Consider the following 18,042-nt stretch of genomic DNA (forward strand, 5'->3'; position numbering starts at 1 on the left):
GACGCTGACCGAGGCAGACCTTGCGCTTGCCGAAGGCGAGCTGTCGCAGCAGTTCGCGCAGATGCCGCCCGAACAGCGCCGCGCCGCCGCGCTGTCGGCGGCGATCGAAATCAAGGTCATGGCAACCCGAGCGGTCACCACCGGCCTCGACAAGGATCCCGACTTCCAGCGCCGCATGGCGTTCCTGCAGCAGCGCGCCCTGCATGGCGAAATGGTCGAGAAGGATGTCGTCGACAAGGTCACGGATGCCGACGTTCGCGCCCGCTACGACCAGGAAATCGCCAACACACCGCCGACCAACGAGGTGCATGCCCGTCACATCCTCGTGAAGACGAAGGAAGAGGCCGACGCGATCATCAAGCAGCTCGATGGCGGCGCCGATTTCCAGAAGCTCGCCAATGAGCACACCAGCGATCCGAGCGGCAAGACCAGCGGCGGCGACCTCGGCTGGTTCGGTCCTGGACAGATGGTGCCGGAATTCGACAAGGCGGCCTCCGCGCTCGCGGTCGGCAAATACACCGAGCAGCCGGTGCAAACGCAGTTCGGCTGGCACGTCATCAAGGTCGAGGACAAGCGGACCAAGCAGCCGCCGGCTTTCGACGCTGTCAAGGATCAGGCCCGTCAGGCGGTCATCCGCGACAAGTATATCGCGCTGGTCAAGACGCTGCGCGCCGACGCCAAAGTCGAGATCCCGGACGAAAAGCTGAAGAAGACGGTCGACGCTCTGGAAAACACCAAGTAGGCGCGCCGTCGGCGAAGCTGCCGATCTCCCCCCCTTGCGGGGGAGATGCCCGGCAGGGCAGAGGGGGGTGCTGTCCCTCCGACTTGCCAGCCAATCGGAGCCACGCCCTCCAGGCTATCCCCGGTTCGGATTAAGTCGAAAGTTGGCGATCCTTCCCACCCCCCTCTGTCCTGCCGGACATCTCCCCCGCAAGGGGGAGATCGGATGCCGCGTCGGCTTTCGCCAACCACCAACGCTGGAGGGCAGCCAAGAGGCGGCGCAAACTTCGACAAACGGACGGTTCCGCTCCGCTACCTATAGTGCGTCGACGCCTTGAATGCCGCCGGATCGCCGGCGGCGAGTGCGCCGGCGAATTCCGGGATCCGCACCAGAAGCATCATTGCCCAGAACAGCGGCCAGTCCGTCCATCGGCAGAACTCATGGCCCACGGCTTGCGCGGTCTGGCGGTTTTCCTTGAACGATGTCGCCACGGCGCGAACGGCCAGGCCGAGCCTGGAAAAGCGATGCTTCTTGCGCAGCAGCATCCGCGCGAACTGGTAGCCCTTGTTGCGCCGGACATCCCAGATGAACCCTAGTCCCTCATAGGCGTGGATCGAGACGGCTTGAGCGGCAAGCTCCATCGCCACGCCATCCCTCAGCATAGCGTGCTGGCGCAGATGCGAGCTGATGAAGGGTCCATGGTCGGCCTCGAAACGATATTGCTCAAGCACCGACCGTCGATAAAGCGCGCCATTGTTGCTGGCATGAATGATCTGGCCAAGTCTGTTGCGGCGCTCGATGAAGCCGCGGTCGAGCAGCGACATCACCCTTTTCATCATGCTCTCTTCGCCGTAGCTGGTCCGTCCTGAAACCGCGTCGAGCTTCGGGTTTTTCTCGACGGTCTCGTTCAACGCCGCCAACCATCCCGGACCGGGCAGGCAATCGGCCTCGACCACCGCAACGAGGTCATGGCGGCAATATGACAGCGCAGCGTCCTTCAGTTGTGAGGATTCGTCGCTGTCATGCGTGGCTACGATCACCGACGGGCAGAGATATGCCTTGCCGGCAAGCTCGGCCTCGATTGCGGAGGCATGTTCATTTTTTGAGGTAGGCCCGCTTTCTGAAGCAGGGCCGCTGGGCAGCATGATGACAATCTCGGCCGGCACGCCGTGCGTGTCCTGCGCGTAGGCGCGCAGCGAGCGCCGCAATTCCGCGTCGCCGTCGGCCGTCAGATAGTCTGACACGATGATCAGGCTGACGGGCAGCACTGGAGATGTTCTTTCAAGCAAGCCGCCGATCCCCCTGTCAACGCTTGTGAGCGATGCCTTGTATCACATAGCGGACCGCTTTGCGTATGGTCGTTTCGTCTTCGTCGAGGCGATTGGTCAAAAGATGCGTCCAGGCAAAGGAGGCGACCAGGTCGGCGACGAGCATGGGATCGACGTCGGCCGCCACTTCGCCTCTTGCCTTGGCGCGTTCGATCATCCGGCCGGTATGCGCGTGACGTCCTTTCGTGTATTCGACTAGGACGGCGGCAACAGTCGCATCCGACTGCGCCTCGGCGATCAGCGACCTGAAGACGCTGCCTGACGATGTTTCACGCCAGTGTGAGAACAGGTTCTTCAGGAAGCCGACAAGATCATCCTCGAGGTTTCCGGTATCGGGATTCTCGACGCGCTTGAGCCGCTGATAGACGTCGAAGAGCAAAGCGGCCTTGCTCGGCCACCAGCGATAGATCGTGGGCTTTCCAGCACGCGCCCGCCGCGCCACCGCTTCGATCGAGAAGCCGGAATAGCCGGCCTCGACCAGCACCGCCTCGGCGGCGTCGAGAATGGCGTCGGCGCTGTCGGGGTTGCGCCGCGCGCCAATTGACTTGCGGGCCTGATCTGCGTCTTCACCCATCCACCATTTTCCTTGCCGGCAAGTTTCCCCTCAGCATTCATATACGACCGCTTGGCGAAACGGAACGGCTCGTTTTATATACGGAACGTTTCGTAACGATAAGGAGAGAGCAATGACCTCGACTGCTGCCGCCAGCCGCTTCTCGCGCCCTCGCTTTGCCCTGCTGGTGCTTGCCGGCGTCTATCCGCTGATCACAGCCATCCTCTATGCGGTGTTCCCGCTGACCGAAGAGTGGGAAATCTGGCAGCGCACGCTGGTCATCGCCCCGTTGATGGTCTCGATCATGATCTGGGGGCTCATTCCGGGCGTGCAGAGGACGTTCCGGAGGTTCCTCAATCCTGCCCAATAAAGCAGACGAGCCGCCGGCAGTTTAGCGCCGCCCGCAACGGTCGGGAAAACGCCCTTGCGCCGGCGGCCGCTATCGGGCAAACCGGCGTTCCCTTGCGTTTTTCCCGCCCGAGGTCTTCATGTCAGCCACGATTTCGCCGCTCGCGCCGAAGAAATATCCCAAAATGCCTGATATCGAGGGCGCCCGCATCGCCACAGCCGAGGCCGGGATAAAGTACAAGAACCGTACCGACCTGCTGACCATGGTCTTCGATGCCGGCACCACGGTCGCCGGCGTGTTCACCAAGTCGAAATGCCCGTCGGCGCCGGTCGATTTCTGCCGGCAGAACCTTGGGCAGGGCAAGGCGCGCGTCCTTGTCGTCAACTCCGGCAACGCCAATGCCTTCACCGGCAAGAAGGGCCGAGCCTCCACGGCGATGACCGGCGAGGCTGCAGCCAAGGCTGTGGGCTGCGCGCCGGAGGAGGTGTTTCTGGCCTCGACCGGCGTCATCGGCGAGCCGCTGGATGCCGGCAAGTTCAGCCATTTGCTCGCCGGACTGGTCAAGGACGGCAGACCGGATCTGTGGACCGAAGCCGCCAAGGCGATCATGACCACCGACACCTATCCGAAACTGGCGACCGCGACGGTGAAGCTCGGCGACGCCGACGTCATCATCAACGGCATTGCCAAAGGCGCCGGCATGATCGCGCCCGACATGGCGACGATGCTCTCCTTCATCGCCACCGACGCGCCGATCGCCGCGCCCGTGCTGCAGGATCTTTTGGCGCGCGGCACCGCCAAGAGCTTCAATGCGGTCACCGTCGACAGCGACACCTCGACCAGCGACACGCTGCTGATGTTCGCCACCGGCACGGCCGCCAGGCGCGGCGCGCCCGATATCACGGATGCCGGGGATGCGCGCCTCGGCGCCTTCCGCCGCGCGCTCGGCAAGGTGCTGAAATCGCTGGCCCTGCAAGTGGTGCGCGACGGCGAGGGCGCCCGCAAGCAGGTCGAGGTCACCGTCACCGGCGCAAAATCGGCCCGCTCGGCCAAGCGCATCGCGCTGTCGATCGCCAATTCGCCGCTGGTCAAGACGGCAGTCGCCGGCGAGGACGCCAATTGGGGCCGCGTCGTCATGGCCGTTGGCAAGGCCGGCGAACCGGCCGACCGCGACCTTCTGTCGATCTGGTTCGGCGACAACAGGCTGGCGCATGAGGGTGAGCGCGATGCCGCCTACTCCGAAGAGGCGACCTCGGCCTACATGAAGCGCGACGAGATCCGCATCCGTGCCGATATCGGCATCGGCCGCGGCAAGGCGACGGTGTGGACTTGCGACCTCACCAAGGAGTATGTCGCCATCAACGGCGATTATCGGAGCTGATGGCGTTGGTTTCCAGACATCCGGCAAGCGTGCTTGCCATCGTGCGGCGCTACGAGGCGGCCGGCTTTCGCGCCTGGCCGGCGGCGGCCGTCCATTATGACGGCACCTGGGTGGTGCGGCTGACGGCGGGCCACCCGGCCAAGCGGCTGAATTCGGTCAACCCGCTCGATCCGGGCGACATCCAGCACATTGCCGAGCGCATCGGCCGCGCCAGCCGCCGTTTCGACGCCTATGGCCGGCCGCTGACCTTTCGCATATCGCCGCTGTCGGGGCCGGTTCTTTCCAAACATCTCGACAGCGAAGGCTGGAGCACATTCGACGAATCGCTGGTCATGCGGCTGCCGCTCGCGGACGCCCAGCTCGATGCCGCCATGGACCAGATTCCGCTGAAGGACATCAGCCGCTTCATCGGGGCGTCGCTCAAGGTGAGCGGCTCGGATGTGTCGCTGCGGCCGGGCCTGTCGGAGATCATCGGCGCCATCCAGCCGGAAGCCGGGCTGTTCGCGCTCGAAGAGGGCACCGAGCCGCTGGCGACGCTGATCTGCGTCCATGATGGCGATCTTGCCGGACTGTTCGAGATCGCCACCGACAAATCGGTGCGCAACAAGGGCCATGGCCGCCATCTCATCCTGTCGGCGCTGAAATGGGCACGGCTGCGCGGCGCCCGGGAAGCCTGGCTGCAGGTCGAGGCCGACAATGCGCCGGCGCTGGCGCTCTATCGTTCGCTCGGGTTCGATGAAGTCTATCGTTACCACTATCGCCGGCCGCCCGGCGCATGACCGGCGCGAACCCTGTGGGCAAGCGCCTGCTCCTGGTCGCAGCCTGCGCGCTGGTCGATGCCGACGGCCGCGTGCTTCTGGCGCAGCGGCCCGAAGGCAAGCAGCTCGCCGGCCTGTGGGAGTTTCCGGGCGGCAAGGTCGAGCCCGGCGAGACGCCGGAAGAATGCCTCATCCGGGAGTTGTACGAGGAGATCGGCATCGAAACCGATATTCCCTGCCTGGCGCCATTCACCTTCGCCAGCCACTCCTACGATGATTTTCACCTGCTGATGCCGCTGTTCGTCTGCCGCCGCTTCCGCGGCATCGCGCAGCCGAAGGAGGGGCAGGTGCTGAAATGGGTGCGGCCGCGCCAGATGCGCGATTTTCCGATGCCGCCGGCCGACGCGCCGCTGATCCAGTTCCTCATCGATCTTCTGTGATTTGCGCCGTCACTGCCTGATTTTAGACAGCGTTAATGCAAGATTTATCTTGCCGTGAAAAATTGACGGCATGGAAATCGAGGGAAGGCCATGTCCAGGCCTTCGCCGGAGAGCGACTGCATGAGCCTCGACAAGGACTGGGATTCGATCCGGCCCGACCGCCGTGATAGCGCTGTTCATGCTGGCATGGGCATATTGCGGATCACGCTGCTGTTCGGCTCGGCTGCGGTGGCGCTGGCCTTGATCGCGACGCCATTCCTTGACAGCCGGACGCGATTGCAGTCCGCCCGCGATGGGTTTGCCGGCGGCCTCGACAGGATGAGCACGGGGTCGATTGGAAGCACGGGCTCGATCGCCCATACCTACACACTGCGCAGGAGCGTGCTGCAGCCGTTGCCCAGTTCGGTCTGCGTGATACGCGACAATGGCAAGCGCAGCGGCGACTGCTGACATCCTTTAAAGCGTCGTTTCATCGCCTGTTAAGCCTGTGCCATTAACCTTTCTTAACAGGTCGGCACTAGGGTTCCGGCAGGCGGGATCGACGGCCATGAAAACATTGTTGCAACGGTTTTTGGAAGACGAGACCGGCGCGACGGTCATAGAATACGGCGTCATCGTGACCGTGCTGTCGCTCGCCATCGTTGCCGGGGCCGGTCAGGTGTTCGATGCCCTCAAATGGCTGTTCAGCGACAACAACAGCAGGCTTGTGAACGCTTTCGCGCAGTGATCACGACCGGGCACCCGCATCCGAAGATCCGGTCAGTGCCCTTCGGGATTTTCCAGTATTGTCTTCAGCGAGATTTTCGCCGAGCCGGGCTTCAGCGGCTTTTGCTGCGAGGCGTCGGGCGCCCAGCCTGACATCCAGACGATCGGGAAACTCGCCCTGACGCGGCCATCGGCATCCGAAAATCGCTCGGCATAGACTTCGGCGGCGCGGGCAAACAGCCTTCGCGTCCCAGGTCGCCTGCTACGGTCGATGAGCGCGCTGGTCTCGCCCATCGCCCGCAGGTCCGCCATCACGCCGAACAGGGAATCGTAGCGCACCGTCACCGTCTCGACGTCGGCGACGGGCAAAGCCAGGCCGGCGCGTTGCAGAAGCGCCCCGGCGTCGCGCACGTCGGTGAACGGGATGACGCGCGGGCTGGCGCCGCCATAAAGCTCGGTCTCGGCGGCGAGCAGGCTTTCGCGCAGCTCGGAAAGCGTACCGGCGCCGGCAAAAGCGCCGAGGAAAAGACCGTCCGGCTTCAGCGCGCGGCGGATCTGCACCAGCATGCCGGGAATGTCGTTCATTGCCTGAAGGGACAAAAGAGACACGGCGAGGTCGAGGCTTTCCGGCTCGAACGGCACGGTCTCCAGCGGCGCCACCAATCCCGCGGCATTGTCCAGGAACGCCGCATCCGCCTCGACGCGCGCGATGTCCGTCACTTTGCCGCTTGTCGCGAGCACGTCGACGGCCGCCGGCGTCTGGCAAAACAGCACGGCCGCTCTGTCAAATTTACGCTCCACGGCGCCCAGCCGGTCGGCAAGCTCTTCGGCTGCCCGCCACATCAGGAAATCCGCACCCGCAGCCGGACGGGCAAGGGCCCGGCGCTTGTGCGTCAGCCAGAGAGAGGTGTCGACTATGGGCTGCAACGGCTGGTTCCTGGTTTCCGCTCTCTGATATAGGGTGGCGGAGAACCAATCACGTGGCCGATCCAATGCCAGATATCAAGAGTATCGCCCGAAAGGCATTGGACTGGCCGGCGCGCATCCTGTTTCCGCCGGTTTGCGCCGGCTGCCGCCGGCATGTCTCGCAGCCCGGCGTGCTGTGCGGCGCCTGCTGGCCGAAGCTCAGGCTCCTGGAACGGCCTTGGTGCCCGGTGATGGGCACACCGTTCATCCATCACATGGGCGAGGGGTTCCTGTCGGCCGAGGCGATCGCCGACCCGCCGCCCTTCGAGCGCGCGCGGGCCGCGGTCGCTTACTCCGGTGTCGCCCGCCAGATGGTGCAAGGGTTGAAATACCAGGATCGCACCGATCTGGCGCCGTGGATGGCGCGCTGGATGCTGCGCGCCGGCGCCGAACTGATCGCGGAAGCCGATGTGGTCGTGCCGGTGCCGCTGCACTGGCGGCGCTTTTTCAGGCGTCAGTTCAACCAGTCGGCGGAGCTGGCAAGGGCGGTATCGCAGCTTGGCAGCCTGCCTTTCGCGCCCTCAGCGGTCAGGCGCGTCAAGCTCACGCGTCAGCAGGTCGGGCTGGAGCGGCGGGAACGCGAGGAGAATGTGCGTGCCGCATTCAGAGTGCCCGAGGAGGCGGAGATCGAGATCGCCGGCCGCCGGGTGCTCTTGATCGACGATGTCTATACCACCGGCGCCACTGTCCGCGCGGTCGCCAAGGCGCTGAAGAAGGGCGGTGCCGGGACCGTCGACGTGCTGACCTTTGCGCGCGTGCTGCCGGGGGACTTTCGGGCCGACGAGTCCGCGACTATATAAGATTTTGAGACAAGGCAGGATTGCTGACCGATGGTCGACGTGACGATCTATACACGGGTGATGTGCGGCTATTGCGCGGCGGCCAAGCGGCTGCTCGAGCGCAAGGGCGTCGCCTACACCGAGCACGACGCCTCCTTCTCCCCAGAACTGCGCCAGGAAATGATCTCCCGCGCGAACGGCCGCTCGACCTTTCCGCAGATATTCATCGGCGACACACATGTCGGCGGCTCCGACGATCTCCACGAACTGGAGGCGGAGGGTCGGCTGGACCGTCTGCTCGCCAATGGCTCGACGATTTAAGGATATGACGATGGGTGCTTTCAAGGCGGCGGCGATCCAGATGCGTTCGGGCACCAGCCCCGAGCACAACGCGGTCGATCTCGAGCGGCTGGTGCGCGAGGCGGCAAGCCAGGGCGCGACCTATATCCAGTCACCGGAAATGACCGGTGCCCTGGTCCGCGACAAACAGGCGCGGGCCGCCTCTTTCACGTCCGAGGACAAGGACATTATCGTCTCGACGTCGCGCAAGCTGGCGAAAGAGCTTGGCGTCTACTTGCATATAGGCTCGACCGCCATCCTGCGCGCCGACGGCAAGCTCGCCAATCGCGCGCTTCTGTTCGGGCCGGATGGCGCGACATTAGCCACCTACGACAAGATCCACATGTTCGACGTCGATCTCGACAATGGCGAGAGCTGGCGCGAATCCGCCGCCTACGAGCCGGGCACCGAGGCCATCGTTACCGAGGTCGATGGCGCGAGGCTGGGTTTCGCCGTCTGCTACGATCTGCGCTTTCCGCAGCTCTTCCGCGCCGAGGCACTGGCCGGCGCCGACCTGCTTTCGGTGCCCGCCGCCTTCACCCGCCAGACCGGCGAGGCGCACTGGCATGTGCTGCTCAGGGCACGCGCCATCGAGAACGGCGCCTATGTCGTCGCCGCGGCGCAAGGCGGACTGCACGAGGACGGCCGCGAGACCTATGGCCATTCGCTGATCGTCGATCCCTGGGGCCGTATCGTCGCCGAGGCGGCGCATGACGAGCCCGCCGTGATCGTCGCCGAGATCGACCCAGCGCAGTCGGTCGCCGCGCGCAAGAAGATCCCGAACCTGAAAAATGCGCGGGATTTTGCCGTCAACGGCGGATCGGCCGAGGCGCTGCCGCTTAGGGGTGCAGCATCTTGATCCGCTTTTCCCTGATCTGCGAACACGAGCACGAATTCGAGGGTTGGTTTCGCAGTAATGACGATTTCGACACCCAGAAGAAACGTGGCTTCGTCGATTGTCCGACTTGCGGCTCGCACAAGGTCGAGAAGGCGTTGATGGCGCCGGCCGTCTCGACCGGGCGCAAACAGGAAAAGATCGCGCTCGCCATGGGCGAGGCCCAGAAGCAGGCGCTGGCGCAACTGAAAGCCATGGCCGAGAAGGTGCGCGAGAACGCCGATTATGTCGGCGACAAGTTTGCCGAGGAAGCGCGCAAGATCCATTTCGGCGAGAGCGATCCGCGCGGCATCTATGGCGAGGCGACGCTGGAGGAGGCGAAGAGCCTGATAGAGGACGGCGTCGAATTCATGCCGATTCCAAGCTTTCCCGACGAGCGGAACTGACAGGTTATCTCACGCTGCCGATCAATTTCTCAAGCAGGCGAGCAAGCGTATCTTGCTCCTGGCGCGTCAGGCCAGAGAGTATCTCGTGCTCGTTGGCGACATGGGCGGCGACCGCCTCATCGATCAATGTCAGGCCCTTGTCGGTCAGTTGCACGACAATTCCGCGCCGATCGTTGGGATGCGGCCCGCGCATGATCAATCCTAACTTTTCGAGCCGATCGAGCCGGTTGGTCATTGCGCCCGACGTCACCATCGTCGCTTCATAGAGAGCAGTTGGCGTCAGCGCGTAAGGTGATCCGGAACGGCGCAGCGTCGCCAGCACATCGAATTCCCCGGTCTGCAAACCGAAACGAGCAAACAGCGGAGCGAGGCGTTCTCGTGCTATCAGCGAAGAGGCCTCGTTCAATCGTCCAAGCACGGCCATCGGCGAAACATCCAAATCCGGCCGTTCCCTTTTCCACTGCTCGATGGCGTTCGCTGCGCGATCCATCTATCTCACCATTAAATATCTTGACGTTAAGAATCTTTGTATTATCTTATCTGAAGATGCAATGCCGGCCAAGAGCCGCAAATAGGCGAAAGGGCTACGAAATGAAATTTCTCTGGGATTCGGCGCTCGGCCTATTGATCGTCACCGGCGGGCTGCTCGGCCTGACGCTGCCGTTCGGCAAGATCGCGACGGCAGCCGGCGTTTCCGCCATGGTCTGGGCCCTCGTCATATCGCTCGGCGCCGGCGGCGTGCTTCTGTGCGCCTTGCTGCTGCGCGGGCAGCGCATCCGGCTTACCCCGCACAGACTGCGCTACTTCTTCGTCACCGCGGCAGTGTCCTACGCCTTCCCCAATCTCTTGATGTTCTCGGCCATTCCGCATCTCGGTGCCGGCTATACCGGCATCATGTTCACGCTGTCGCCGGTGATCACGCTGGTGTTTTCGATCCTGCTCGGCGTTCGCCGTCCCAACCTGCTCGGTGTTGTCGGCATTGCCGTCGGCTTCGTCGGTGCTGTCATGGTGGCGATGACGCGCGGCGAGGCCGGACAGCCGGCCGAATTTTTCTGGGTAGCGATAGGGCTGCTCATCCCGGTCAGCCTTGCCGCCGGCAACATCTACCGCACCGTCGACTGGCCCGAAGGGACCGGGCCGATCGAGCTTGCCGTCGGCAGCCATCTGGCAGCGGCTGCGCTGCTTTTGGGCGGTATCCTCATGCAGCAAGGCGGGGGGTCGCTCGCCCTGCTCGGCGGCGTGCCGCTGGTGGTCGTCGGGCAGATCGCGTCGGCCGCGGCGATGTTCGCCTTCTTCTTCCGCCTGCAGGCGGTCGGCGGCCCGGTCTATCTTAGCCAGATCGGCTATGTCGCGGCTGCGGTCGGGTTGTTTGCCGGGACGATCGTTTTGGGCGAGCACTATCAATTGCTGACCTGGGCGGGTGCTATCATCATCACCGCCGGCGTCTTCATCACCACCAAAGCGCAAAGCCAGATCACCACAAAGGCGCAGAACCAGACGGGTGAAAAGGTGGCGGCGTGAGAAGGTTCAGGCATTTCGTGACAAAGTTCAGGCGGGTGCCTTCTCCGCCAGCACCATGTAGTTGACGTCCATGTCTTTCGACCGCTGCCAGCGGTCGGCGAGCGGATTGTAGGCGACGCCGGTGCGGTCGATGATGCTCAGACCAGCGCCGGCAAGCGCCTTTTCCAGCTCGTCTGGCCGCACCAGCTTACCGAACTGGTGGGTGCCGCGCGGTAACCAGCGCAGCACATATTCGGCGCCGATGATGGCCAGGCCCAGCGCCTTCAGCGTGCGGTTGATGGTAGCGACGAACATGATACCGCCGGGCTTGACCATCTCGCCGCATTTGGCGACGAACAGGTCGATGTCGGCGACGTGCTCGACCACTTCCATATTGAGGATGACGTCGAATTTCTCGCCGGCGTCGGCCAGATCCTCCGCCGTCGTGGCACGGTAATCCACCGTCACCCCGACCTCCGCCGCATGCAGCTTGGCCACTTCGATGTTGGTGGCGGATGCATCGGCGCCGACCACCTCGGCGCCAAGCCGCGCCATCGGCTCGCACAACAGCCCGCCGCCGCAGCCGATGTCGAGGAAGCGCAGGCCCTCGAACGGCCGCGCCGCACGCGGGTCGCGGCCGAAGCGCGTCGCCACCTGGTCGCGTATATAGGCAAGCCGGATCGGATTGAACTTGTGCAGCGGACGGAATTTGCCGTTCGGATTCCACCATTCGGCGGCAAGGGCGGAAAAGCGCTCCACTTCTCCGGCATCGATCGTCGACCGTCGGGGTTCTGGCATGGCGTGTCTCCCGCAGACTCAAAAGTTCAGAGCGCGATCGGGTGCAAAACCGGATACGACTTTGCTGATCGCGCTCTGGTGCGCTAGGAAGTCGGTCGCGAGGCAGCGAATGTCAAGGCAGCAATTTCGCCTGTCGACAGGCCAGTGCTCATGATGCCAGGCGGCACTGACTGCGATCTGCGCCTCGTCACCCAACCGGCAACTGGCGGCATGCCTTGCGAAACCCTAAGCATTTGGCTAAGGAGGCCGCGAATTCAGCGACCGGCCCGGCCGGACGCTCCCTTTCCGCTTTTCGGCCGTCGGCCCGGCATCCAGTCAAAGGCATTTCGCTTCCATGGCGCGCATCGTGATGAAATTCGGCGGAACCTCCGTCGCCGACATCGCCCGCATCCGCAATGTGGCGCGCCATGTCAAACGCGAGGTCGATGCCGGCCATGAGGTCGCGGTGGTCGTCTCGGCGATGGCCGGCAAGACCAACGAGCTCGTGCAATGGACGCGCGAAGCCTCGCCCATGCACGATGCACGCGAATATGACGCTGTCGTTGCCTCCGGCGAGCAGGTGACCGCCGGCCTGTTGGCGATCGCGCTGCAGAACATGGGCGTCCATGCCCGTTCCTGGCAAGGCTGGCAGATCCCGATCAAGACCGACAATGCGCATGGCGCGGCGCGCATTCTCGATATCGACGGCGCGTTCCTGATCAAGCGCTTCGGCGAGGGCCAGGTGGCGGTGGTCGCGGGTTTCCAGGGCATCGGGCCGGACAACCGCATCGCGACGCTCGGCCGTGGCGGCTCCGACACCAGTGCCGTCGCCATCGCGGCGGCGGTCAAGGCTGACCGCTGCGACATCTATACCGATGTCGACGGGGTCTACACCACCGATCCGCGCATCGAGCCGAAGGCGCGGCGGCTGGCCAAGATTTCCTTCGAGGAAATGCTTGAAATGGCCTCGCTCGGCGCCAAGGTCCTGCAGGTGCGCTCGGTCGAGCTTGCCATGGTGCACAGGGTGCGTACTTTCGTGCGGTCGTCCTTCGACGATCCCGACGCGCCCGGAATGGGGGATTTGCTCAATCCGCCCGGAACGCTTATTTGCGACGAGGAAGAGATCGTGGAACAGCAGGTCGTCACCGGAATTGCCTACGCCAAGGACGAAGCGCAGATTTCGCTGCGCCGTGTCGGCGACCGGCCGGGCGTCGCCGCCGGCATTTTCGGGCCGCTGGCCGAAGCCAACATCAATGTCGACATGATCGTCCAGAACATTTCCGAGGACGGCAAGTTCACCGACATGACCTTCACCGTGCCGTCCGGCGATGTCGACAAGGCGCTTGCCGTGCTCGAGCGGCTGAAGGCCACGATCGGCTACGACGTCGTGCAGTCGGAAGCCGGCATGTCGAAGGTCTCGGTCATCGGCATCGGCATGCGCAGCCATGCGGGCGTTGCCGCCACCGCCTTCAAGGCGCTGGCCGACAAGGCGATCAACATCCGCGCGATCACGACCTCCGAGATCAAGATTTCGATCCTGATCGACGGTCCCTACACCGAACTTGCGGTTCGTACTTTGCATTCCGTCTACGGTCTGGATAAGCAGTAGCAGACTGCATCGGCCCGAAAATCGGAGTCGATTCTCGGAAAGCACGATGCAGCAGATCGAAAGTCTTAGAGCGTCCTTTGTGCGTCCAGTTGGATGCATGGCGCTCTAATTGAGTTGTTGCGTGAGCGCCGGCCGCGGGAGAAACTGCGGCGGGCAGAATGTCCATTGGAGAACAAGCCGCGATGCGTGATACGGCCAGCGGCCCGCGCGTTTTGCTGAAACGGCTCCGCGAGCTCATGCAGGAGCCGCTGGAGCCGCAGGAGCGGCTCGACCGTATCGTGCGCGACATCGCCTCCAACATGGTCGCCGAAGTGTGCTCGCTGTATGTGCTGCGCGCCGATTCGGTGCTCGAACTCTATGCCACCGAGGGCCTGAATCCGAAAGCCGTCCATTTGGCGCAGCTCAGGCTGGGGGAAGGCCTCGTCGGCACGATCGCGGCCTCAGCACGGCCGCTCAATCTCTCCAACGCGCAGGAACATCCCGCCTTCGCCTATCTGCCGGAGACAGGGGAAGAGATCTATAATTCCTTCCTTGGCGTGCCGGTGCTCAGGGCAGGGCGCACGCTCGGTGTGCTGGTCGTCCAGAACAAGACCATGCGCCACTATCGCGACGACGAGGTCGAGGCGCTGGAAACGACGGCGATGGTGATCGCCGAGATGATCGCCACCGGCGACCTTGCGCGGCTGACCCGGCCCGGGCTCGAACTCGACCTGCGCCGCCCGGTGAGCTTTACCGGCCTGTCCTTCAACGAGGGCGTCGGGCTTGGTCATGTCGTGCTGCACGAGCCGCGCATCGTCGTCACCAATCTGTTCAACGAGGACAGCGAGGAGGAGATCAAGCGGCTCGATGCATCCCTCGGTTCGCTCAGGCTCTCCATCGACGACATGCTGGAACGCCGCGAGGTCGCCTTCGAGGGCGAGCATCGCCAGGTGCTCGAAGCTTATCGCATGTTCGCCAACGACAGCGGCTGGGTGCGCCGGCTGGAAGAGGCGATCCGCAACGGCCTGACGGCAGAAGCGGCGGTGGAAAAAGTGCAGAGCGACATGCGTGCCCGCATGCTGCACATGACCGATCCGTATCTGCGCGAGCGGATGAGCGATTTCGACGATCTCGCCAACCGGTTGCTGCGCCAGTTGATGGGGCGCGGGCCGGACGATGTCGCGGCCTCGCTGCCGAAGGACGCCATCATCGTCGCCCGCTCGATGGGCGCCGCCGAACTGCTCGATTATCCCAGAGACAAGCTGCGCGGCGTGGTGCTGGAGGACGGCGCGGCGACCAGCCATGTCGTCATCGTGGCGCGGGCTATGGGCATACCGGTCGCCGGCCAGATGAAGGGCGCCGTTTCCATGGCGGAAAACGGCGACGCCATCATTGTCGACGGCGAAGAAGGCGCGATCCATCTGCGCCCTCAGCCCGACCTCGAAGCCGCCTATGCCGAAAAGGTCCGCTTCCGGGCGCGGCGGCAGGAGGTCTACCGCGAACTGCGCAAGAAGCCGTCGGTGACCAAGGATGGCGTCCAGGTCGACCTTTTGATGAATGCGGGCCTGGCCGTCGATCTGCCGCAGCTTGCCGAGGCGGGCGCCGCCGGCATCGGCCTGTTCCGCACCGAGCTGCAATTCATGGTCGCTTCGACCTTTCCGCGTGCGGAAGCCCAGGAACGGCTCTATCGAGATGTGCTCGACGCGGCGCGCGGCAAGCCGGTGACCTTCCGCACCATCGATATCGGCGGCGACAAGGTGCTGCCCTACTTCAAGGACACGATCCAGGAAGAGAATCCGGCGCTCGGCTGGCGCGCCATCCGCTTGACGCTCGACCGGCCGGGCCTTTTGCGCACCCAGATCCGCGCGCTTCTGAAGGCCTGCGGCGGGCGTGAACTGAAGCTGATGCTGCCAATGGTGACGGAACTCGGCGAGATCGCGCAGGCGCGCGAAATCGTCGACCGCGAGGTGCGGCATCTGTCGCGTTTTGCCCATCATTTGCCGACCAGCCTGAAGCTCGGAGCCATGCTGGAAGTGCCTTCGCTGCTGTTCCAGCTCGACGAGCTGATGAAGGCCGTCGATTTCGTCTCGGTCGGCTCGAACGATCTGTTCCAGTTCGTCATGGCGGTCGATCGCGGCAACACGCAGCTCTCCGACCGTTTCGACACGCTGTCGACGCCATTCCTGCGCGTTCTGAAACAGGTCGCCGACGCCGGGGTGCGCAATAATACCCCGGTGACCTTGTGCGGCGAGCTGGCCGGCAAGCCGATCTCGGCGATGGCGCTGATCGGCCTTGGCTACCGTTCGATCTCGATGTCGCCGGCTTCGATCGGTCCGGTCAAGGCGATGCTGACGGAACTGCCACTGGCCGAGCTGCAAGCGTTTTTCGACGACAATCTCATGGCGCCGTCCCAGAAGTTGCCGATGCGGGCGCTGCTGCAAGCCTTTGCCGACGACCGCTCTATACCGCTATAGCATTCGCCATGATCAACCTGCCCCGCGACCGTATGGATCAAGTCGTCAAGCGTTTCGACGTGCTCGAAGCGCAGATGTCGGCCGGGCCGGCGGCGGACGCCTATGTCAAGATGGCGTCGGAATATGCCGACATCCAGGAGATGGTGGCAAAGATCAGGGCGCTGCGCACCGCCGAGCACGAACAGGCCGATCTGGAGGCGATGCTCGCCGACAAAAGCACAGATGCCGAAATGCGGGCATTGGCCGAGGCCGATCTGCCCGAGGTCAGGCAACGCATCGAAGCGTTGCAGAAGGACATCCAGATCCTGCTTCTGCCCAAGGATGCCGCCGACGACAAGAACGCCATCCTCGAAATCCGCGCGGGCACCGGCGGCGATGAGGCGGCTCTCTTTGCCGGCGACCTGTTTCGCATGTACGAACGCTACGCTGCGGCACGCGGCTGGCGTTTCGAGACGGCGTCGGCAAGCGAGGGCGAGGTCGGCGGCTACAAGGAAATCATCGCCACCATTTCAGGCAAGGGGGTCTTTGCCCATCTGAAATTCGAGTCCGGCGTGCATCGCGTGCAGCGCGTGCCGGCGACCGAGGCCGGCGGGCGCATCCACACCTCGGCGGCGACGGTTGCCGTGCTGCCCGAAGCGGAAGAGGTCGACATCGACATCAGGGCCGAAGACATCCGCATCGACACGATGCGCGCCTCGGGTTCGGGCGGCCAGCACGTCAATACCACCGATTCGGCGGTGCGCATCACCCATCTGCCGACCGGCATCATGGTGGTGCAGGCGGAGAAGTCGCAGCACCAGAACCGAGCGAAAGCCATGCAGATCCTGCGCGCCAGGCTTTACGACCTTGAGCGCGGCAAGGCTGACGAGGAGCGCTCCGAATCGCGCAAATCGCAGGTCGGTTCGGGCGATCGCTCGGAGCGCATCCGCACCTATAATTTCCCGCAAGGCCGCGTCACCGACCATCGCATCAATCTGACGCTCTACAAGCTCGACCGGGTTATGATGGGCGAACTCGACGAGATCATCGACGCGCTGATGGCCGATCACCAGTCGAAGCTGCTCGCCGATATCGGCCTCGATGGCTGACAATCTGCCTGGTACACTCGGGCCACTGCTGAAAGCGGCGCGGGCCCGCCTTGCCGCGGCCGCAGTCGCCGATCCGGCGCTGGATGCCAGGCTGATCGTCGAACATCTTTCCGGCACCACCCGCACACAAGCCATCGCCGATCCCGAATGCAGGGTCGATGCCGGCGCGATTGCCGCGATCGATGCAGCCTTGAGACGGCGCATCGCCGGCGAGCCGGTGCATCGCATCCTCGGCCATCGCGAATTCTACGGCTTGCGCCTGTCGCTGTCAGCGGAAACGCTGGAGCCGCGACCAGATACCGAAACGCTGGTCGAAGCAGTGCTGCCCTTCGTGAAGACCACAGCCGCACGGCAAGGCGAATGCCGCATCCTCGATCTCGGCACCGGCACCGGCGCCATCGCGCTGGCGCTGCTCAGCGCCGTTCCGGCGGCGGTCGCCACCGGTGTCGATATTTCGCAAGGCGCGCTGGCGACCGCCATGCGCAATGCCGAGGAATTGGGGTTGGCCGGCCGGTTTCAGGTGCTCAAATCCGACTGGTTCGAAAAAGTTTTTGGCCGATACCATGTAATTGCCGCCAACCCTCCCTATATAGCGTCCATAGACATCGAAAATCTGCAGGACGAAGTTCGCGATTTTGATCCACGCCGAGCCCTTGATGGCGGCGTGGACGGTCTTAGTCCCTACAGGATCATTGCCGCCGAGGCGGCAGGTTTTTTGGAAGCCGAAGGCAGGATTGCGGTCGAGATCGGCCACACGCAACGCAAAGAGGTCACTGACATATTCTCCGCAGCCGGCTATGCGCCGGCGGGGGTATTCTGGGATTTTGGCGGAAACGACAGGGTTCTGATCTTTGAACTGACAAAGCCGTGATGCAGTGCGAAAAAACGCTTGGCAATGCCGGGGAATGCGGCTAGGGTCGCCTTAACCGGATGAGACGAAGCAGGCAGTGCTCTTAGCGATTCGGTTTCCTTGGAAATAGCTGCCTTCTTGCGCAAACGACGCCCAAGCTTCGTG

The 18,042-nt window shown here is 63.8% G+C and carries 21 protein-coding genes; 16 read left to right on the forward strand and 5 right to left on the reverse strand.

Annotated elements, in window-relative coordinates; all coding sequences use genetic code 11:
* Positions 1 to 742: peptidylprolyl isomerase (locus EN885_RS31795; RefSeq protein ID WP_128335251.1), on the forward strand; the 742-nt coding region annotated here is incomplete at its 5' end.
* A gap of 290 nt (positions 743 to 1,032) precedes the next feature.
* On the opposite strand, the gene EN885_RS31800 is transcribed toward EN885_RS31795, so the two are convergent.
* Both EN885_RS31800 and EN885_RS31805 read right to left on the reverse strand, forming a co-directional pair.
* Positions 1,033 to 2,010 (reverse strand): glycosyltransferase, encoded by a 978-nt coding sequence (locus tag EN885_RS31800; protein WP_245493183.1) that lies wholly within the window; start codon positions 2,008 to 2,010, stop codon positions 1,033 to 1,035.
* A 16-nt stretch (positions 2,011 to 2,026) separates the two neighbouring features.
* Positions 2,027 to 2,623 carry a TetR/AcrR family transcriptional regulator gene (locus EN885_RS31805; RefSeq protein WP_126104777.1) on the reverse strand — a complete coding sequence of 199 codons (597 nt, stop codon included), beginning with the start codon at positions 2,621 to 2,623 and terminating at the stop codon, positions 2,027 to 2,029.
* A gap of 112 nt (positions 2,624 to 2,735) precedes the next feature.
* On the opposite strand from EN885_RS31805, the gene EN885_RS31810 reads away from it, so the two are divergent.
* The 6 genes from EN885_RS31810 (at position 2,736) to EN885_RS31835 (ending at position 6,257) form a co-directional block, all read left to right on the forward strand.
* Positions 2,736 to 2,972, forward strand: coding sequence for a hypothetical protein (locus EN885_RS31810; RefSeq protein ID WP_126104778.1), 237 nt, complete (start codon positions 2,736 to 2,738; stop codon positions 2,970 to 2,972).
* 118 nt (positions 2,973 to 3,090) lie between these two features.
* Complete coding sequence (argJ, locus tag EN885_RS31815) at positions 3,091 to 4,332, forward strand: bifunctional glutamate N-acetyltransferase/amino-acid acetyltransferase ArgJ (RefSeq protein ID WP_128244194.1); 1,242 nt, start codon at positions 3,091 to 3,093, stop codon at positions 4,330 to 4,332.
* Positions 4,332 to 5,111, forward strand: a complete 780-nt coding sequence (locus EN885_RS31820) for a GNAT family N-acetyltransferase (RefSeq protein ID WP_206072960.1) — start codon at positions 4,332 to 4,334, stop codon at positions 5,109 to 5,111. The genes argJ and EN885_RS31820 overlap by 1 nt, the downstream gene beginning before the upstream one ends.
* Positions 5,108 to 5,530: a (deoxy)nucleoside triphosphate pyrophosphohydrolase gene (locus EN885_RS31825; RefSeq protein WP_128244195.1), complete on the forward strand. Its 423-nt coding sequence runs from the start codon at positions 5,108 to 5,110 to the stop codon at positions 5,528 to 5,530. The genes EN885_RS31820 and EN885_RS31825 overlap by 4 nt, the downstream gene beginning before the upstream one ends.
* A 120-nt stretch (positions 5,531 to 5,650) precedes the next feature.
* Positions 5,651 to 5,980, forward strand: a complete 330-nt coding sequence (locus tag EN885_RS31830; protein ID WP_126104781.1) for a hypothetical protein — start codon at positions 5,651 to 5,653, stop codon at positions 5,978 to 5,980.
* A gap of 97 nt (positions 5,981 to 6,077) precedes the next feature.
* Positions 6,078 to 6,257 carry a Flp family type IVb pilin gene (locus EN885_RS31835; RefSeq protein ID WP_095486014.1) on the forward strand — a complete coding sequence of 60 codons (180 nt, stop codon included), beginning with the start codon at positions 6,078 to 6,080 and terminating at the stop codon, positions 6,255 to 6,257.
* A 32-nt stretch (positions 6,258 to 6,289) separates the two neighbouring features.
* Here EN885_RS31835 and EN885_RS31840 read toward each other — a convergent pair whose 3' ends face one another.
* Complete coding sequence (locus EN885_RS31840; RefSeq protein WP_128244196.1) at positions 6,290 to 7,162, reverse strand: methyltransferase domain-containing protein; 873 nt, start codon at positions 7,160 to 7,162, stop codon at positions 6,290 to 6,292.
* Positions 7,163 to 7,215: 53 nt separating this feature from the next.
* On the opposite strand from EN885_RS31840, the gene EN885_RS31845 reads away from it, so the two are divergent.
* Genes EN885_RS31845 through EN885_RS31860 form a run of 4 tightly spaced genes read left to right on the forward strand, consistent with a single transcriptional unit; the run spans position 7,216 to position 9,600 of the window.
* A complete protein-coding gene (locus EN885_RS31845) occupies positions 7,216 to 8,001 on the forward strand; it encodes a ComF family protein (protein ID WP_095486016.1) in 786 nt (261 codons plus the stop codon).
* 30 nt (positions 8,002 to 8,031) lie between these two features.
* Positions 8,032 to 8,301, forward strand: a complete 270-nt coding sequence (gene grxC, locus EN885_RS31850) for a glutaredoxin 3 (protein WP_095486017.1) — start codon at positions 8,032 to 8,034, stop codon at positions 8,299 to 8,301.
* 10 nt (positions 8,302 to 8,311) lie between these two features.
* The gene (locus EN885_RS31855) at positions 8,312 to 9,178 is read left to right on the forward strand and encodes a carbon-nitrogen hydrolase family protein (RefSeq protein ID WP_095486036.1); all 867 of its coding nucleotides are present in this window, start codon (positions 8,312 to 8,314) and stop codon (positions 9,176 to 9,178) included.
* Positions 9,175 to 9,600: a DUF1178 family protein gene (locus EN885_RS31860; RefSeq protein WP_126104782.1), complete on the forward strand. Its 426-nt coding sequence runs from the start codon at positions 9,175 to 9,177 to the stop codon at positions 9,598 to 9,600. The genes EN885_RS31855 and EN885_RS31860 overlap by 4 nt, the downstream gene beginning before the upstream one ends.
* Positions 9,601 to 9,604: 4 nt before the next feature.
* Here EN885_RS31860 and EN885_RS31865 read toward each other — a convergent pair whose 3' ends face one another.
* On the reverse strand, positions 9,605 to 10,090 hold the full coding sequence (locus EN885_RS31865) for a MarR family transcriptional regulator (RefSeq protein WP_126104783.1): 486 nt from the start codon (positions 10,088 to 10,090) through the stop codon (positions 9,605 to 9,607).
* Between the two features lie 101 nt (positions 10,091 to 10,191).
* Between EN885_RS31865 and EN885_RS31870 the strand changes: the two genes are divergently transcribed.
* On the forward strand, positions 10,192 to 11,121 hold the full coding sequence (locus EN885_RS31870; protein WP_126104784.1) for a DMT family transporter: 930 nt from the start codon (positions 10,192 to 10,194) through the stop codon (positions 11,119 to 11,121).
* A gap of 27 nt (positions 11,122 to 11,148) precedes the next feature.
* Here EN885_RS31870 and ubiG read toward each other — a convergent pair whose 3' ends face one another.
* Positions 11,149 to 11,898 (reverse strand): bifunctional 2-polyprenyl-6-hydroxyphenol methylase/3-demethylubiquinol 3-O-methyltransferase UbiG, encoded by a 750-nt coding sequence (ubiG, locus tag EN885_RS31875; protein ID WP_095486021.1) that lies wholly within the window; start codon positions 11,896 to 11,898, stop codon positions 11,149 to 11,151.
* 334 nt (positions 11,899 to 12,232) lie between these two features.
* Here ubiG and EN885_RS31880 point away from each other — a divergent pair, with 334 nt between their 5' ends.
* The 4 genes from EN885_RS31880 to prmC all read left to right on the forward strand — a co-directional run bounded on the left by EN885_RS31880 (position 12,233) and on the right by prmC (position 17,898).
* Positions 12,233 to 13,486, forward strand: a complete 1,254-nt coding sequence (locus EN885_RS31880; RefSeq protein WP_095486022.1) for an aspartate kinase — start codon at positions 12,233 to 12,235, stop codon at positions 13,484 to 13,486.
* Between the two features lie 182 nt (positions 13,487 to 13,668).
* Positions 13,669 to 15,939: a phosphoenolpyruvate--protein phosphotransferase gene (gene ptsP, locus EN885_RS31885; protein WP_095486023.1), complete on the forward strand. Its 2,271-nt coding sequence runs from the start codon at positions 13,669 to 13,671 to the stop codon at positions 15,937 to 15,939.
* 8 nt (positions 15,940 to 15,947) lie between these two features.
* Positions 15,948 to 17,027, forward strand: coding sequence for a peptide chain release factor 1 (gene prfA / locus EN885_RS31890; RefSeq protein ID WP_095486024.1), 1,080 nt, complete (start codon positions 15,948 to 15,950; stop codon positions 17,025 to 17,027).
* The gene (gene prmC, locus EN885_RS31895; protein WP_128244197.1) at positions 17,020 to 17,898 is read left to right on the forward strand and encodes a peptide chain release factor N(5)-glutamine methyltransferase; all 879 of its coding nucleotides are present in this window, start codon (positions 17,020 to 17,022) and stop codon (positions 17,896 to 17,898) included. Before prfA ends, prmC begins: the two co-directional genes overlap by 8 nt.
* The last annotated feature ends 144 nt before the right edge of the window (positions 17,899 to 18,042 follow it).

The organism is Mesorhizobium sp. M6A.T.Cr.TU.014.01.1.1 (genome assembly GCF_004022765.1).
Taxonomy (GTDB): Bacteria; Pseudomonadota; Alphaproteobacteria; order Rhizobiales; family Rhizobiaceae; genus Mesorhizobium; species Mesorhizobium mediterraneum.

Excerpts from the sequence above, each read along its gene's own strand:
- EN885_RS31805 (WP_126104777.1), bottom strand. The coding sequence starts at position 2,623 with ATGGGTGAAGACGCAGATCAGGCCCGCAAGTCAATTGGCGCGCGGCGC.
- EN885_RS31810 (WP_126104778.1), top strand. The coding sequence starts at position 2,736 with ATGACCTCGACTGCTGCCGCCAGCCGCTTCTCGCGCCCTCGCTTTGCC.
- argJ (WP_128244194.1), top strand. The coding sequence starts at position 3,091 with ATGTCAGCCACGATTTCGCCGCTCGCGCCGAAGAAATATCCCAAAATG.
- EN885_RS31820 (WP_206072960.1), top strand. The coding sequence starts at position 4,332 with ATGGCGTTGGTTTCCAGACATCCGGCAAGCGTGCTTGCCATCGTGCGG.
- EN885_RS31825 (WP_128244195.1), top strand. The coding sequence starts at position 5,108 with ATGACCGGCGCGAACCCTGTGGGCAAGCGCCTGCTCCTGGTCGCAGCC.
- EN885_RS31830 (WP_126104781.1), top strand. The coding sequence starts at position 5,651 with ATGAGCCTCGACAAGGACTGGGATTCGATCCGGCCCGACCGCCGTGAT.
- EN885_RS31835 (WP_095486014.1), top strand. The coding sequence starts at position 6,078 with ATGAAAACATTGTTGCAACGGTTTTTGGAAGACGAGACCGGCGCGACG.
- grxC (WP_095486017.1), top strand. The coding sequence starts at position 8,032 with ATGGTCGACGTGACGATCTATACACGGGTGATGTGCGGCTATTGCGCG.
- EN885_RS31855 (WP_095486036.1), top strand. The coding sequence starts at position 8,312 with ATGGGTGCTTTCAAGGCGGCGGCGATCCAGATGCGTTCGGGCACCAGC.
- EN885_RS31865 (WP_126104783.1), bottom strand. The coding sequence starts at position 10,090 with ATGGATCGCGCAGCGAACGCCATCGAGCAGTGGAAAAGGGAACGGCCG.
- EN885_RS31870 (WP_126104784.1), top strand. The coding sequence starts at position 10,192 with ATGAAATTTCTCTGGGATTCGGCGCTCGGCCTATTGATCGTCACCGGC.
- ubiG (WP_095486021.1), bottom strand. The coding sequence starts at position 11,898 with ATGCCAGAACCCCGACGGTCGACGATCGATGCCGGAGAAGTGGAGCGC.
- EN885_RS31880 (WP_095486022.1), top strand. The coding sequence starts at position 12,233 with ATGGCGCGCATCGTGATGAAATTCGGCGGAACCTCCGTCGCCGACATC.
- ptsP (WP_095486023.1), top strand. The coding sequence starts at position 13,669 with ATGCGTGATACGGCCAGCGGCCCGCGCGTTTTGCTGAAACGGCTCCGC.
- prfA (WP_095486024.1), top strand. The coding sequence starts at position 15,948 with ATGATCAACCTGCCCCGCGACCGTATGGATCAAGTCGTCAAGCGTTTC.
- prmC (WP_128244197.1), top strand. The coding sequence starts at position 17,020 with ATGGCTGACAATCTGCCTGGTACACTCGGGCCACTGCTGAAAGCGGCG.